Source organism: Polyangium sorediatum (assembly GCF_029946465.1).
Classification (GTDB): Bacteria; Myxococcota_A; Polyangia; order Polyangiales; family Polyangiaceae; genus Polyangium; species Polyangium fumosum.
The window spans coordinates 17,974-33,725 of sequence record NZ_JARZHI010000096.1; the positions used below are offsets into that span (position 1 = coordinate 17,974).

10 protein-coding genes and 1 pseudogene are annotated in these 15,752 nt (G+C 69.9%); 7 read left to right on the forward strand and 4 right to left on the reverse strand.

The features are described from left to right. Positions 1 to 55: 55 nt before the first annotated feature. Positions 56 to 1,030, forward strand: coding sequence for an alpha/beta hydrolase (locus QHF89_RS45575; RefSeq protein WP_136971652.1), 975 nt, complete (start codon positions 56 to 58; stop codon positions 1,028 to 1,030). 157 nt (positions 1,031 to 1,187) lie between these two features. Next, positions 1,188 to 2,396 (forward strand): HEAT repeat domain-containing protein, encoded by a 1,209-nt coding sequence (locus tag QHF89_RS45580; RefSeq protein ID WP_136971653.1) that lies wholly within the window; start codon positions 1,188 to 1,190, stop codon positions 2,394 to 2,396. Positions 2,397 to 2,421: 25 nt separating this feature from the next. On the opposite strand, the gene QHF89_RS45585 is transcribed toward QHF89_RS45580, so the two are convergent. The 3 genes from QHF89_RS45585 to QHF89_RS45595 form a co-directional block, all read right to left on the reverse strand. Then, complete coding sequence (locus QHF89_RS45585) at positions 2,422 to 3,216, reverse strand: polysaccharide deacetylase family protein (protein ID WP_136971654.1); 795 nt, start codon at positions 3,214 to 3,216, stop codon at positions 2,422 to 2,424. After that, positions 3,213 to 4,337, reverse strand: a complete 1,125-nt coding sequence (locus QHF89_RS45590; RefSeq protein WP_136971655.1) for a glycosyltransferase family 2 protein — start codon at positions 4,335 to 4,337, stop codon at positions 3,213 to 3,215. The genes QHF89_RS45585 and QHF89_RS45590 overlap by 4 nt, the downstream gene beginning before the upstream one ends. A gap of 117 nt (positions 4,338 to 4,454) precedes the next feature. Beyond that, the gene (locus QHF89_RS45595) at positions 4,455 to 6,002 is read right to left on the reverse strand and encodes a hypothetical protein (protein ID WP_284721803.1); all 1,548 of its coding nucleotides are present in this window, start codon (positions 6,000 to 6,002) and stop codon (positions 4,455 to 4,457) included. A 79-nt stretch (positions 6,003 to 6,081) separates the two neighbouring features. Here QHF89_RS45595 and QHF89_RS45600 point away from each other — a divergent pair, with 79 nt between their 5' ends. Both QHF89_RS45600 and QHF89_RS45605 read left to right on the forward strand, forming a co-directional pair. After that, on the forward strand, positions 6,082 to 6,834 hold the full coding sequence (locus tag QHF89_RS45600; protein WP_136971656.1) for a hypothetical protein: 753 nt from the start codon (positions 6,082 to 6,084) through the stop codon (positions 6,832 to 6,834). 5 nt (positions 6,835 to 6,839) lie between these two features. Continuing rightward, positions 6,840 to 7,658, forward strand: coding sequence for a hypothetical protein (locus QHF89_RS45605; RefSeq protein WP_136971657.1), 819 nt, complete (start codon positions 6,840 to 6,842; stop codon positions 7,656 to 7,658). 3 nt (positions 7,659 to 7,661) lie between these two features. Here the strand turns inward: QHF89_RS45605 and QHF89_RS45610 are convergent, their stop codons facing one another. Next, positions 7,662 to 9,338, reverse strand: coding sequence for an FAD-dependent monooxygenase (locus QHF89_RS45610; RefSeq protein WP_136971658.1), 1,677 nt, complete (start codon positions 9,336 to 9,338; stop codon positions 7,662 to 7,664). Between the two features lie 88 nt (positions 9,339 to 9,426). Between QHF89_RS45610 and QHF89_RS45615 the strand changes: the two genes are divergently transcribed. The 3 genes and pseudogenes from QHF89_RS45615 to QHF89_RS45625 all read left to right on the forward strand — a co-directional run. Then, on the forward strand, positions 9,427 to 10,668 hold the full coding sequence (locus tag QHF89_RS45615) for a hypothetical protein (protein ID WP_136971659.1): 1,242 nt from the start codon (positions 9,427 to 9,429) through the stop codon (positions 10,666 to 10,668). A 13-nt stretch (positions 10,669 to 10,681) separates the two neighbouring features. After that, positions 10,682 to 12,370 (forward strand): hypothetical protein, encoded by a 1,689-nt coding sequence (locus QHF89_RS45620; protein ID WP_136971660.1) that lies wholly within the window; start codon positions 10,682 to 10,684, stop codon positions 12,368 to 12,370. Between the two features lie 99 nt (positions 12,371 to 12,469). Further along, positions 12,470 to 15,752, forward strand: a pseudogene (locus QHF89_RS45625) (hypothetical protein); the annotation flags it as partial.

Consider the following 15,752-nt stretch of genomic DNA (forward strand, 5'->3'; position numbering starts at 1 on the left):
GACGCGACGAAGAGCGCGCGACCCACCACGCGCTCACCGCGCAGGAGGCGATCCGATGTCCCAAGCATTCCACCCCGACCTCGCGCGCGCCGCGCGTTTCCTCCCGCGCGTGAACCTCTCCCCGCGGCTGCTCTCCGTGCTGCGTTTCCTCATGCGCGTCGCGCCGTCGCCGCGTGCCCCGCGCGACGTCGTGGTGCACGACGTGCGGGTGCCCGGCCCTGCCGGCGCCCCGCAGGTGCGAGTGCGGATCTACCGCCCCGCGACGCTCGCGCGCCCCGCGCCGGCGCTCTTGTGGATCCACGGCGGCGGGTACATCCTCGGCGCGCCGGAGCAAGACGATCACCTCTGCGCGTCGAACGCGCGCGATCTCGGCATCGTCATCGTGTCCGTCGACTATCGGCTCGCCCCCGAGCACCCGTTCCCGGCCCCGCTCGAAGACTGTTATGCCGCGCTCCGCTGGCTGTTTGCAGAGGCCGCCGCGCTTGGCGTCGCGCCCGACCGCATCGCGATCGGCGGCGCGAGCGCCGGAGGCGGGTTGACGGCCGCGCTCGCCCAGCTCGCGCACGACCGCAAAGAGGTGAAGCCCGTCTTCCAGCTCTTGATCTATCCGATGCTGGACGACCGGACCACGACCCGCACGGACATCGACGGCGAACACCACCGCCTCTGGACCCAGGAAAGCAACGTGGTCGGCTGGACGTCGTACCTCGGCCACGCGCCGGGCAGGCCGGTCGTCCCGGCGCATGCGGCCGCCGCGCGACGCGAAGACCTGTCGGACCTGCCGCCGGCGTGGATGGGCGTGGGCACGTGCGACCTCTTCCATGACGAGGACATCGCCTATGCGCGGCGCCTTTCCGCGTGCGGCGTGCCGTGCGAGGAGGTCATCGTCCCCGGCGCCTTCCACGGCTTCGACCTGACCTTCCGCGACGCGCCGGTGTCGCGCGACTTCCGCGCGGGGTACATCGCCGCGCTAAGGCGCGCGCTTTTCCCCGAATCTGTGAGCCCGGCTCGAACGTCGGCCGCTCCCTGACGCGCAATCCCTCCTATTACGCAATCCTGCCGGATGGGGCAGACGAGTGCCAGGGAGAACCCCGCGCAAGACCTGCTTCATCCTTGAGCGAATGGGGCAGGTTGTGTAGCCTCCGGCTCACCGGAGACCGCTGGATGGAGACCGCGTTGGAGCTTGCATGGCCTGGTTCGAGGATCTGAGCCCGTACGTAGATCCCGAGGGGGACGCGGAGGGCAACGCGGGTGGGCGGGCAGCGCCAGTCCTCAACATCGGCTGGCTCGGTCTTGGGCACGCGTTCCCGGAAGGACCCGTGCCCGCCGCATTCCTCGTGCGGCTCGCGGTCCTCGTGACGCGCGCCAGAATCGTGCTCTCGCGCCGGAGCCATACCTGTTCCTTCGGTCATAAAAAGCCGATCATCGGGAGCGGGGAGATCCGCGTGGTCGGGGACGACGGGTCGAGGTTTGCCGCGCCGGTGATGATTCATCACTACGTCACCGACCATGGCTACCGGCCGCCGGACGCGTTCATCGCCGCGGTCCTGCGAAATACGGGCCTCTCCTGGGAACGGGCGTACGAGGAGGACCTCTGCGCGAGTTGTGGCCTCGCCTTGCAGATCCGGAAGAAACACAAAGTCTACCGCGAGGACGAGGCCGGCATCGAATCGGTCGTCGAGGGCTTCTGCGGCGGCTGCGGTGTTTCCTATCAACGCCGGGCGCCGCTGCCGGGCGGAGCGGCGATCCAGCGTGCCCTGGAGCAGCTCGGGGCCCCGGACCCCGACACGCGTATCGAGGCCGCGACCGATCTGTCCTATCTCCGGAGCCAGGAGTCCATTCCGCCGCTCGTCGCGCTCTTGCGCGACGTGCACGTGGGGGTGCGGCGCGCGGCCACCATGGCGCTCGCCAGGCTGAAAGCCGAGGAGGCCATTCCCCCGCTCCTCGAAAACCTCGAGCGCCCGAATGAAATCTCGCGCGATGGGACGATAAGGCCGCTCGCCGGCCTGGGCGCGGACGCCGTCCTCCGCGCCCTCGTGGTTCCTCTCCGAAACCCGGATACACACGTCCGCAGCGCCGCCATCGAAGTGCTGACGCGCATCGGGGGCGAGGCGACCGAACCTCTGCTGATACAGCGCCTCGACGACCCGGACGCCTCGATCCGGCGGCAGGCCCTCCGAGCGCTGGCGAGCCGCGTCGATCGCCAGGAGCGCCGGTTCCTCACCCAGGAATGCGACGGCACGGATCCCTTCCTCGATCCACGCACCCCGCTCGACGAGGCATGGCTGCAACAAACCGCGTCCCGAATGCATGTCCCCGAGGACGAGGCGCGGGCGCGCGTCGAGGCACTGGCCGCGCGATTTGGGATTCCGCTGCGCTGGCAGAATCGCGGCTGAACGCAATTCCCCTCCGCCCCGCATCTCACCCCGCGCCGCCCGCGAGCCGCTCGTAGAGCGCGTGATACCTCCCATTCCCCAGGGCCCACCGCACCGCCGCCTTCGCCCCGCCGAGCGCGCGGGCCCGGAGGAGCCACCCCGGCGACGCGCTCGCGAGCGCCTCGAATTCGCCCGCTGACGTGCCCTGACGAACCGCGATCCGGCAAAGCAACACGCCCTCGGGCAAACGCCCCGCCCGGTGCGCCCCGGCGCGCGAGGTATGGAACACGCGGTAGCCTTCCAAGATCCCCGCCTCCACGTCGCATGGCCGGAATCGGCCGCCGGGAAACGAGGCCTGCTCCACCACGCCCCCCACGTGATCCTCGATCGTCGCCTTGGAATCACGCAGCTCCGCGCGCGCCGCCTCTTCGGGCAGATCGTCGAGGAATCGATGCGTCCGCCCGTGGGAGCCGATCAACATGCCTCGCTCGGCCATCTCGCGCACCTCGCGCCATCCGCAAAAACCGGGGCGATGGCCGATGAAATCGGACGTCACGAACACCGCCGCGCGGAGGTCGCGCCGGAGGAGGCGCGGCAAAACGTGCCGGTAGGTGCTCGCGTGCCCGTCGTCGAACGTCAACACGATACGCTCTTCCCTATCGAGCTTCCTCGGCAGCACCGCGGGATCGGCCACCGGCAGGCCCCGCCGGGCCAGGATGTCGAGCTGCGCCTCGAAGGCGGACACGGAGACGGCATAGGGCCGATCCGCTGCGTCGATCGCGAAAAACTCCCGCTCGCCCTCGTAGAGCGCGTGATACATCAGGACGACGAGTCGGCTCATGTCTTCTCCCATCGCGCCTCGACGCGGCCGTCGAGGTAGTTGCGCAGGGCAAGCACCGAGGCCCGGTTCAGTTCGACGAACACCTCCGCGAAGCTCACGAGCCGGATCCGCCGCAGCTTCGGGAGGGCCGCGCCCACGAAAGACAGCGTATAAAACGCGCCCTGCAGCGTCGCCGCCGTCCGATAGAAATGGCCGCTCGCCAGCAAGGACGACACGTACATCACGCCGAGCGCGTAGGGCACGAGCAGACGGAACCATTTGTGCGAGACGAACTGGACCCACAGCGGGTTCCGCCACGGCAAGAACAGCCACCGGTGCCGCGCGAACGACTGGAAATTGCCCGTGAGCGTCCGGATCTTTCGCCTTCGCTCCCCGGCCATGGTCTCCTGCAGCTCGTCGTACATCACCGCCCGCGGCTCGAACACGACGCGGCGACCGCGGCGCGCGAGGTGCATCGGTTGCTCGAAATCGTCGAGCAGCGTGCCCGTCTGGAGCGGCGTGTAGTCCTCGCGCCGCATGGCATACAACGCGCCCGTGACGCCGACCGTCGAGGCGAAGCGGCTCTCCGCTTTGCGGATCCATTTCTCGTATCGCCAGTAAAGCCCGATGTGCGCCGCGGTCCGCGTCCTTGGATCGACGTGCAAAAGCTCCCCGCTCACCGCCCCGATACCAGTTTGCAGCAAGCGTGCCACGAGGTGGCGCACGGCGCGCCGCTCGATCTGCTGGCGAACGTCCGCGAACACGACGACCGGCGTTTCCACGTGGGCCATCGCCACATTCAGCGCGTACGCCTTGCCCCGCCGCTCCGGATACCGGAGGAGCGTCACGTCGGGCGCGCGCAAGAGGACGGCGTCCGTCGCGTCCGTCGAACCATCCGAGACGAAAAGAAAGCGCAGGCGCTCGGGCGGATAGTCGAGCGCGCGCAGGTTCTCGATCTTGGCCGCGACCCGCGCCGCCTCGTTATGGACCGTGATCACCACGGTCACGGCCGGCCATTCGGCCACGACGGCCGGATCGACGGGCTCCTCGCGCCGAAATCGGGAGAGGATCCATATCCCGACCGGGTATCCGACGTAGGTATACGCTACGAACACAAACGAAAGCCAAAACCAAAGCTCCATGGCCCCCGCTCCACGTGCCGTGATCCCGGCGCCTGGTCGCCCCGCGTGACCATGGCCGGTGCTCGCGTCTCTCTGTAGCGTCGCGCGGCCGGGGATGCACCTCGCCGCGAGGCCGAATCAACGAATCCGCTCGATGGGCGTGATCGTGAGGGTGCCATTTCGCACCTCGACGAGCTCGCCGTTCGAAGGGACGAGCGGCTGGACGATAGACACGCCTCCGTCCGCGCCGCGAATCTCCACGTTCGTGATCGGCTCGCAGACCGCCTCGCGACGCCCGGACGGGACCCGCGGCCGGAGCGCGCACCGCCCCACCTCGCACCGCTGCCCGGGTCCACACGGACCGAGCTCGCCCGCGGGAATCCTGATCCACAAAGGCGAAACGCCGCGCCTCGCGCCCTCGACGAAGACCTCCATCCCCGGCGGATCCGTCCGGACCTCGAAGGGCACCTCTCCGACGTCGACGATTGGCTTCGGCCCGGGCGCCTTTTCGAGCGGCGCGGGCATGGGCATGGGGAGCGGGTTCGCAGGCGGGACCCATGCCTCCACCGACGCCTGAGGAGGGCTCGCCGCCTCTCCGGCCATATTCGCCCCGACAAGCACCCCCGGCACGGCGACGACCCCGAGCACCACGCCGCCCACGCGCCACCGCGAAAGCGGATACCCCGGCGCATGCACCCGCCGGTCCGTCCCGAAGACCCAGAACGTCCGCGTCTCCTTGCCCCACCGATACCGCGCCTCGTACACGGGCACCGCGCGCACGACGAGCCGCTGGCCGTGGAGTTTTTCGTTTTCGGGAAACACGTGCGAAGCAATCAGCGCATCCGCCGCCGCCTCCACGTCCGCGTTCACCCGCGTGAAGGCCCCGCGATAAGGCCCGCCCCCTCCTTCCCCGCCGCGCCCCGGCTCGATGCGGGCCTCTTCCTCGTTATGGATCACCTCCCCGCCCGCGAGCCCCACGAGCTCGTCCGGCAGATCCGTCTTCTCGATTTGCCGCGAATTCTTACGCGTCGCCCAGCGCACGTGCACGCGCCGGAAATGGCAGAGCCGCCCGACCCCCCCGCAGGAGCTACACGTGACCTGACCCCTGCCGCTGCAAGTCCCGCACGTCACACGCCCGCTGCCCCCGCACCCCAAGCAGGTCGACGAGTACGTCTCCGTCCGCGTCGAGGGATTCCCCTGCGCATCCGTCTCCGTGATGGTGCGTGTCTCCGTGGTCTGGCCGCCGCCGCCGCAGGACGAGCACGTGACGCGCCCGCTGCCGGTGCAAGACGAGCACGTGACCCGGCCGTCGCCCCGGCAGCCGAAGCAGGTGCGCACCTCGTCGGTGTGGGGCACGCGCACGGCGATGCGCTCGTCGAACGTGAAGAGCGGCGGCATTTGCAGGACGATTTCCCACGCCCCCGGCGCGCGCCCGTTCGCCGGGCCGTCGACGGGCGCGCCGACGTACGCCTCGTAGGTCTCCTCCGGGACGCGTGTCTCCGTGTACGATTGAAACACCACGTCGAATGCGCCGCTGCGCTCGAATGACGTCACGTCGAGCCGCGCCGCGAGCCCCCGCCTCCCCCACGTCGTCGTGCGCGCGTGTTGTTCCAGCAACAGACGCGCGTCTTCGAGAGCCAGCGCGCCAGGGGCCGGGGGCGAGGTCGCGTCGGGAGCGTCGTTCATCGGTCCTCGGGCGCCGAGTCTACCCGAGCTGCCTTGGCAACGCACCGACATCGCTGTAACGTCGACACGCGCGCAAACGATGGCTTTCTGGATCCGACAAGACCAATTCGAGGTTCTGGAGCGCGACGTCGGCGTCGCGGAGCTCCAGCGGGACGTGATCCGCAGGCTCGGCGCGCGCTCGCCCGGCTGCTTCGCCATCGTGCCGGAGCGCGCGATCGCCGCGGTGGCGCGGCTCGGCGCGGAGCGCGCGGCGCGTCACGGCCTCACCCGCCTGGGGCCGGTGCGGCTCTTCGTGGAGATGATGATCCTTTTCGGCTGCGCCTTCGACGACGACCCGCTCCTCCCCTGGGCCGGGGCCGTGCTCGCGGAGACGCACCCGACGCAGGCCATGAAGGCCGAGCGCTTGCACGAGGCGATGATGGAGTACCTCCGCGCCGTGCCCGGCCTCGACCAGGAGCGCATCCTCGCCGCGATGCGAAGGTTCGAGCCGAGGGCCACACGCGCGCTCTCCCTGGACGTCGCGCCCGAGGCGCTCCGCGCGGTGATCTTGCAGGAGACACGCGCGCTTTTCCCCGAGCGGTTCATGGTCCTCGGACCCGAGGGCGAGGCCAGGGCAGCGGACCAGTGGGCGCGCCTCGCGGAGGCCCACGGGACGAGCGGCGGCGGGGCCGTCGTCTACGCGCTCCTCGCGAGCCTGCTCGGGCACGGATTCGCCAACGATCCGCTCTTCGCCTGGGCGGGCACGAGGCTCCGCGCGGGCGACGTGCAGGCGATCGTGAACGAGGCAGGCCTTTATTGTGAGCGGGTCCTCCGCTTCATGCGCAAGGAGTGATCGCGATGGGATTCCTGGGCGGAGGCACACCGGAGAACGTCACGTCGGGCGGCGATGCGAACTCGAAGCAGGTCTCGTCGCCGGACGAGGGCAGCGCGGTCAAGCCGTGCACCTGTGATCCGAACGTGACGATGAGCCCGCAGATGAAGGCCGACATCGACGCGGTCAACCAGAAGCTCGACGCGGCCATCGCGAACAACCAGAGGAACTACGATGCGAAGGTCGCCAACTATGCCAAGAAGAATTGGCCGCACGACGCCAACATCACGGACACCAAGGCGCACGGCGACGCGCTCAAGCAACGCAAGCAAGAGCTGAACGACAAGATCAACGAGTGCGCCTGCCACGGCGACGGGCTCATGCACCTCGCGAACGTCGTGTACAACGAGGCGGGCTCGCACAGCATGAACGCGAAGACGGCCGTGGCCTACGCGTACATGAACCGCACGAAGGGCAATCCGCGCGCGCCGGTTTCAGCCTCCGAGATCTCGCATTACAAGTCGATCGGCACGCGCGCCCAGGGCGTGAACGACAGCACCGCGGGGCTCTTCGCGAAGAACATGACGGAGTCGATCGAGGCCGCCTGCCGCAGGCTGCGCGACAAGGACCCGACGAAAAACGACCCGACGAACGGCTCGACGCACTGGGTCAGCCCCGACGCGCTGCCCCGATCCACCAACGGATGCGGGAAAGACTTCTTCGCGAAAGACGGGCGCTGCTTCCCCACCTGGACGGACGCAGATTATGAGCCCGGGGTCGTCGAGACATTGGCCGAAGGCGTACCCAGCGGCGAGTTCATCTTCTACAACGGCGTCCGGTACTGACGATCAAACGAAGAGACGATCGAGCCACACCCCGAGCTTTTGCTCGTCCGCCGGCTGGCTGCGATACCCGACGTATCCATCGGGTCGCACCACGTAAATGCACTCGGACCGCGCCCCGAACCGCCGATGCAATTCGCCATCCGGATCGAGCAAGACGGGTACGTCCGCGGGCAAGGCCGTGGGAACCTCGGATCCGGGGACGATCACATAAGCCCGCACGCGATCACCGAGCCGCGCCCGCGCCGCGTCCACGATACGCCCGAGCCGCTCGTAGCCCTCGTTCGTCGCGGCCGCGCCGTCGAAGCAAAGCAGCGTGTGGTGCGCGCCGCAGATCAGGTTGTGCAACGTATCGCTGCCGACCGGCATGTCCGGCACGCGCGCCCCGGGCGCGGGACCGTCACCAAAATGAATCCAGTCCGACAACCCCGGGCGTTCGTCCGCGCCGGTGAGGCGGATGCTCCACAAGGACGATTGATCCTGCGCCACGGCCGGGCTTTTTGGATACGCGACCTCGATCTGCGACACCGTCCGCCCCGCGCGCTCCTTCACGAAGCCGAGGCTCGTGACGAAGCTCATGAGGTGGTTGCGAATCCCGATCGTGAGCGGGCTCTTCATGGTAAGCGCCGTCTGCAGCCCGCGCGTGCTCACGTCCGTGAAGCGCAACGTCTCCTCGGCCACGGGCCGCCGCTCGGCCTCGTACGAGTCGAGGAGCACATCCTTGGCCACGCCGCGCGCGACGAGCGCGAGCTTCCAGGCGAGGTTGTACGCATCCTGGATCCCCATGTTCATCCCCTGCCCGCCCGCCGGGCTGTGAATATGCGCCGCGTCGCCGGCCAAAAACACACGACCGACGCGGTAATGCGGGGCGAGGCGGCAATGAATGTGGAAATCGATCATCCACGCCGGCTCGCCGAGGGACGCGCCGGCCGGGCCGCGCTCCTTCAAGAGCGCCTGGAACGTCTCCAGCTCGACGGGGCGCTTGTCGTCGGAATCGACGAACGTGAGCATGCGATACCGCCCCTCGCCCGGCAGCGGGAAAAACCCGAGCATGCCGTTCGGGCCGAGGAAGATCGCGATCTCGTCGTCGTGCACGGCGACCGGGAGATCGACGCGGACGTCGGCCTGCAGGAGGCGCACGTCGTACGTCGAGCCCTCGAACGGCAGCTCGAGCGCCTTGCGAACCGTGCTGTGCGAGCCGTCGCAGCCGAGCAGATACGGCACGCGCAGCTCCTCGACCCAGCCGTCCTCGGCGGCGAGCGCGACCGTCACGCCGCCCTCGTCCTGCGAAAAGCTTTCAAGCTTGACCTTGCGCTCGACCTTCACGCCGTGCGCGCGTTCGAGGTGCTCGGCGAGGACGATCTCGGTCTCGCGCTGCGAGAGGCTCAGCAAAAAGGGGTAAGGCGAGTCGATTCCGCCAATCTCGACCCGCGCGATACGCTCGAGCGTAGGCGAAAGGATGCGCGCCCCCGCGACCTGCCGGCCGCGCGCGAGGATGGGGTCGATCACGCCCATGTCGTGGAAACATTCGAGGGTGCGGGCGTGGAGGATCTGCGCTTTCGACCAGATCGAAGGGCCTTCGCCCTGGTCGATGATCCGGCACGAGAGGCCGTGCCGCACGAGCTCCGAAGCCATCACGAGCCCCACCGGGCCCGCCCCCACCACGAGCGCATCCAAAGCCATCGCTGCTCCTCTCTGCGCCGCGCCCAGCGCCGCGGCCCTTCGGCATCATACTAGGAAATCTACATGTTCGAGGGGTAGGATTCGCACGATGCCGGAACGCAAGGACTTCGGAGATGCCCTCGTCAAGGCCGCGCTCGCGCCGATCCAGGCCGCGAACGCGCGCTTCGGCGAGGGAGCGATCGGCGACGGAATCGCCGCGCTCTCGAAGGACGATCTGCTCGCCGGCCTGCGGCAGGGCATCCAGAAGGCCGCGGCGGTCTTCAAGTTCCGGACGGTCGACGTGGAAGCGCTGCTGCCGTGGGACGCGCTCTTGCCCGCGCTCGATCGGCTGGAGGCCGCGCAGATCGCCGCGCTGCGCGTCGTGCAGCAGCACGCGGCCGCGACGGGCAGCCCGCTCTCCGGCCCTGTGCGGGGCTCGGCCCCCGACACGCGAAAGCACACGGGCGCCTCGGCGCTCTTCAAGGTCGCGAAGCGGTTCGCGGCCGATACGCGCATCTGCAGCCCGCTCGAAGGGCTCGCGACGGAGGTCTCGGGGTGGGAGACGCTCGTCTCGCAGTGCGGCGATCGGCTCGAATCGAGCCCGCTGCACGCGCGATATGCGCGCCGGAAGATCCTCGTGCGCGTGGCGCTCGTGGTCGTCGTGCTGGGCGTGTTCTCGGTCGGCGGGCGATCGGTCTACAAGAAAAAGCTCATCGACGACGCGCGGGCCCGCGTCGACGTCGCGCTCCGCGCCGAGGATCCCTGCGCGACCGAGCGGCTCGCGCCGGGCGACATCACGCTCGCGACGCCGGAGCAGGTGACGGCCGAGAAGTCGCGCCTCGAAGCTTGTGTGTCCGGGCGGGCGCGCGCCAAGTACGTGGCGGCCTGCGAGACGCTCGCGAAGAACTTCGACGCGGGCAAGCTCTCGCCGGACGACCTCGCGATCGCCAAGCAGGCGGCTCCGCGCCTCGAACGCGCGCAAAAGCGCGCGCTCGGCGTCGACGATCTGCTCGTGACGCCGAAGGACATGCCTTGCCAGGACAGCCCGTCGAAGGATCGGTTCTTCGGGGCGTACGCGACGGCGGCGGCGGCGTCGTCGAAGGTGTGGGCCGAGGCGACGCGCGTCTCCGACGACCTGCGCGACGCGCTGCGCGGCAAGGATCACGCGACGAAGCCGTACCGGGACGAGCTCACGCGGCGCGCCGAGCCGGCGGCGGCGAAGGCGATCGTGACCGGCAAACCCGAGGACATGGAGCTCGGCCAGAAGCTCTGCGACTTCGCCGCGTCGTTCGGGATCGAGCGCGGGAAAAAATGCACGGGGCTCGCGGCGGTGCTGGCGAAGAAGCGGTGAGAAAGGGGCGTCCGTGAGCGGCGAACGATTTTACATGGCCCACCCGGGCGCCTTGTTGATCCCGGCCGAGCACCTCGACGAGGAGGGGATCGCGGCCCTCGCGGGGGAGGAGCGGGCGCTGCTCCAAGGCCGCCTCGGTGTTTCCGAGGAGCACATCGCCCTCTTCAACCGGGGATATCGGCTCTATCGCGCGCGCGCGGCCTCGCTCCACGCGCGCGCGCCCGGCTCGTGGCTGCCGCCGCGCAAGGCAAACCTCCTGCTCGCCACCGATCCGGCGCGCGTGCGCCCCTACGCCGAGCCCTTCCTCGGCACGACGTGGTTTCTTTACGCCTCGGATCTCGATCCCACGCGCTCGCACGAGGAGTACGTCTGTTATCAGCTCTTCCACGTCGAGCGCCTCGCGTTCCTGAAGGCGCTGCGCGCGGCGGTCTGCTTCAACCTGAGTTATTTCCTCGATCGCACCGAGAACGAGCTGCACGATTTCTCCCGCGCCGCCTCCCGCGCCACGCGGCCCGATGCCCCGGCCTTCGTGGCGCTCGCCCGCGCATTGCCCTGGATCCGGACCCTCTATCACCTGCCGCTCCGGGAGCCGCCGCCCGGACGCAGCGAGGGGCTCGGTCACGTCGACGGCGCGGATCTTTTGATCCCCAAGGAAGTACGCCCCGATCTGCTCGCCCTCTTCGGCGCGTTCGACGCGGCCGCGCGCGAGATGCAGGCGTCGTTCCTCGCCGCACAAGCCGCGGAGAGCGCCGAAGGCCCCACGCCCGTCGACATCGTGTGTCGTTTCCTCGCGGAGGAGCGGCCGGACGTCGTGCTCGTCGATCCTTCGGGCAAGGTCGTGTATCGGCCGGAAGACGCGGACAAGCTCGACGACGCCCGCGCGGCGCTCGCGCCCCTCGTCTCGACGCGGGTCGCCGAGAGCCTGCGGGAGGACCTCCGCGTCGTCAGCGACAAGAGCCGCGCCGTGCTCGCTTCCCTGCGGGATCCCGACGTCCTGCGACGGACGAGCACGGAGGTGGATCTCGAAGGCGGCGTGTACATCCGGGCGGATCTGCGCCGCATCGTCTACGAGCTACGCCAGCCCGGCTTTGATCCGCTGCGCGAGGAGGCGCCGCCCTACCACCGGCAGCTCCTCGCCGCGCGGGTCGTCCACGAATGGGGCCACCTCGTGCACGAAGCGGGGCTCGTCCGCGTGCCCGAGGCGCGAAAACGCGAATACGAGGCGGCCCTCGGGTTCGTCGAAGCAGACTGGGAGACGCTCGTCGCCCACATGCCCGCGCGCCTCGCCGAGGACGTGTCGCATGAGCTCGAAGAGCTCCGCGCCGATCCCGCCTCCCCCGGGCCCGCGCTCGCCCGGGGCACGCTCACGCGGATCGCCGATTACGCGTCGAACGTGTTTTTCCGGGGCTACCTGCGGAGCGAGGAGCTCCAATCGTACATCCGGACGAACGTGCGCCACCACCTGAACGAGGACCTCGGGCCCCTCGCGCAGCTCGCGCGGCACGCCCTGGAGCTCCAGTACCTCGGGCTCGCGTCGAGCGGCGATCCGCTCCCGTACTTCCTGGAGACGAGCTACTTCGACGCGTATTTCGTGCGAACCCAGGTCTACGCCGAAGGGGAGATCCGAGGCCTCCTCCATTCGATGCAGCGGCTCTGCCAATGCTACGAGCTCGACCCCGAAGCGTTCGTCGGTATGCCTTGAGCCCGGATCGCCGGCCGCTCGCAAAGATGCGAATCACGTTCGCTCAAATGTGACGAGCGCCCCCTCGACGCCGCGTCGTGATTTGAGTACGGCTCGCGCATGCGCGCGACCTCCCTCTCCTCGCTCGGAATCTTGTACCTCCTCGGCGCGACGGCGTGTGGGGAGCGAAGTGGCGCCCCCGAACCGCGCCCCCGCGACGTGGAGACGCGCCCGAGCCCGGCGACGATCGAGATGCCGAGCGCGCTCCGTGCCGCGGCGATCGCGGCGAAGCAGGCCGAGGCGGGGGAGGCGTATCGTTTCGCCCGGGTGGAGCCGGGGCGACCGCTCCGCGCCGAGAACCCCGCGCAAGGGTTCGTCGCGGCCATGGATGCCTCGGCCGTCCGGATCGAGAGCGCCGCGGGCGCGGGCGAGGCGTTCCAGGTCTCCATGGCGTTCGCGGGCATCGGCTGCAAAGGCGACCTCCGCGCGCCGGACCCCGCCGAGCCCGTGGCCTCGGGCAACCGCACGGAGTACCGGCGCGGCGACGTGACGGAGTGGTACATGAACGGCCCGCTCGGCATCGAGCAGGGCTTCGACGTCACGAAAGACCCTGGCTGCCCAAGCGGGTTCGACCTCGAAATGGCCGTGTCGGACGGCCTCGTGCCCGCGCTCGCGCCGAAGGGGGACGTGATCGATCTCGTCGATGCGCAGGGCAACACCCGGCTCCGGTATGGCGAGCTGTTCGTCGCCGACGCGACGGGCAAACCCGTGCCGTCGTCGCTCGGCGTGCAGGGCGGGCGCATCACGATCCACGTCGACGACGCGGGCGCCGTCTACCCGCTCCACGTCGATCCGCTCGTGGTCATTCCGCGCTTCCGGTTCACCGCCTCCGACGCGCAGACAACGGATTATTTCGGCAGCGGCGTGGCGATCGACGGCGACACCGCCCTCATCGGCGCCTATGGGGACAGCTACGCGGGCGGCTCGGACGCCGGATCGGCGTACGTGTTCGTCCGCAATGGCCTCACGTGGACCGAGCAAGCCAAGCTCATCGTGCCGGGCGCGGGGCAAAACGACTTCGTCGGCGTGTCCGTCGCGCTCGACGGCGACACGGCGCTCGTCGGGGCCCCGGGCGACGACACCGCAGCCGGCGTGGACGCGGGCGCGGCCTACGTCTTCGTGCGCAATGGCGCGTCGTGGTCGCTCCAAGCGCAGCTCCTCGCGTCCGACGCGGCGATGGCCGACGAGTTCGGCCTGTCGGTCGCGCTCGACGGCGACACGGCCGTCGTCGGCGCCGATCTCGACGACACGGCCTCCGGCGTGGATGCGGGCTCGGCCTATGTCTTCGTGCGAAGTGGCGCGACCTGGACGCAGCAGGCCCAGCTCCTGCCGAACAGCGGGGCCGCGGGGGCCACGTTCGGCAGGTCGGTCGCGGTCGATGCCAACACGGTCCTCGTCGGCTCGCCACACGGCACTGCGGCGGGCCGGGTCTTCGCCTTCGTCCGGAGCGGGTCTGTCTGGACGCAACAAGCCTCGATCGGCCCCGCGGACGGCGCGACGGACGACCGGTTCGGCAACGCGGTCGCCTTGAGCGGCGACTCGGCGCTCATCGGCTGCCCTTATGACAACGCGGCATTCGGGCTCGACGTCGGATCCGCCTACGTGTTCACGCGGACCATGAATACGTGGACCCAACAAGCCAAGCTGCTCGCGAGCAACGCCGTGGAGGACATGACCTTCGGCAACGCCGTCGCGATCCACGGCGACAGGGCCGTCGTCGGCGCGGATCGCGCCGATCCCTTGGGCAACCTCGCGACCGGCGCCGCGTACGTGTTCGTACGGAGCGGCAATGCCTGGTCGCAGCTCGCGCTGATCAAGTGGAGCGATACGGGGTATGGTGATTTCTTCGGCAACAGCGTCGCGATCCACGGCAACGACGTCCTCGTCGGAGCGCTCGGCACGTCCTACGACGGGAAGCCGGACGCCGGCACGGCGTACGCGTTCGAGATCTTCGATCAGCTCCCGAACGGCGCGGCCTGCTCGGTCGCGCAGGAGTGCGTGAGCGGCTTTTGCGTCGACGGCGTGTGTTGCAACGCCGCCTGCGGAGGCGGCATCTCGACGGATTGCCAGGCGTGCAGCATGGCCAAGGGCGCGGCGCTGAACGGCACGTGTGGCCCTGCGGTGAGCGGCACCGTGTGCCGCGCGGCGAACGGCGGCTGTGACGTCGCCGAGACGTGCAATGGCTCCGCGACGAGCTGCCCGTCGAACAAATACGCGACCGCCGGCACGACCTGCCGCGCGGCCGCGGGCGCGTGCGACGTGCCGGAGATGTGCAGCGGAAGCGGCGCCGCTTGCCCCACGGATGTGATCGCGCCGGCGGGGACGTCGTGTCGGCCGCCCGAGGGCGCTTGCGACGAAGCCGAGGTCTGCACGGGGAGCGGTGTGGCTTGCCCGGCCGATACCTTCAAGGCAGCCGGCACCACCTGCCGCGCGGCCGCGGGCATCTGCGACCTCGGCGAGCTTTGTCCGGGGGATGGCGCGGCGTGCCCGGCGGACGCGCTCAAGGAAGCCGGCACGACCTGCCGCGCCTCGGCGGGCGCCTGCGACGTCGCCGAGAGCTGCAACGGGAGCAGCGTCACCTGCCCTGCGAATGCCTTTTCCCCGGCCGGCACGACCTGCCGCGCGGCCGCGGGCGCCTGCGACGTCGCCGAGGTTTGCTCCGGCAACACGTCGATCTGCCCCGGCGACACGCTCGTCGCGGCCGGCACCACCTGCCGCGCCGCGGCCGGCGCCTGCGACGTCGCCGAGGTTTGCCTCGGCAATACGCCGGCCTGCCCCGGCGACACGCTCGTCGCGGCCGGCACCACCTGCCGCGCCGCGGCGGGCGCGTGTGATCTCGCCGAATCGTGCACGGGCGCGGACGCCGCGTGCCCGACCGACCTCCGCGCGGGCACACGCGTGATGTGTCGTCCCGCGGCCGGACCTTGTGACGTCGCGGAGATGTGTGACGGCGCGGGCGTCAACTGCCCGTTCGACGGTGTGGCGAACGTCATGACGATCTGCCGCACGGCGGCCGGGCCGTGTGACATTCCGGAGAAATGCGACGGGGTCGGCAAGGGCTGCACGGCGGATTTGATCGCGGACACGACGGTCACGTGCAGGCCGGCGGCGGGCGCGTGTGACGCGGCGGAGAAATGCACCGGCGTGGGTACCACGTGCCCGCTCGATATGACGGCTGCCGACGGGACGGCGTGTGCCAACGGGGTTTGCCTCGACGGCGAATGCACGGGGGCCGGCGGCAGCGGCGGCGCGGGCGGTAGCGGCGGCGCGGGCGGTAGCGGCGGCGCGGGCGGTAGCGGCGGCGCAGGCGGTAGCGGCGGCGCGGGCGGTAGCGGAGGCGCAG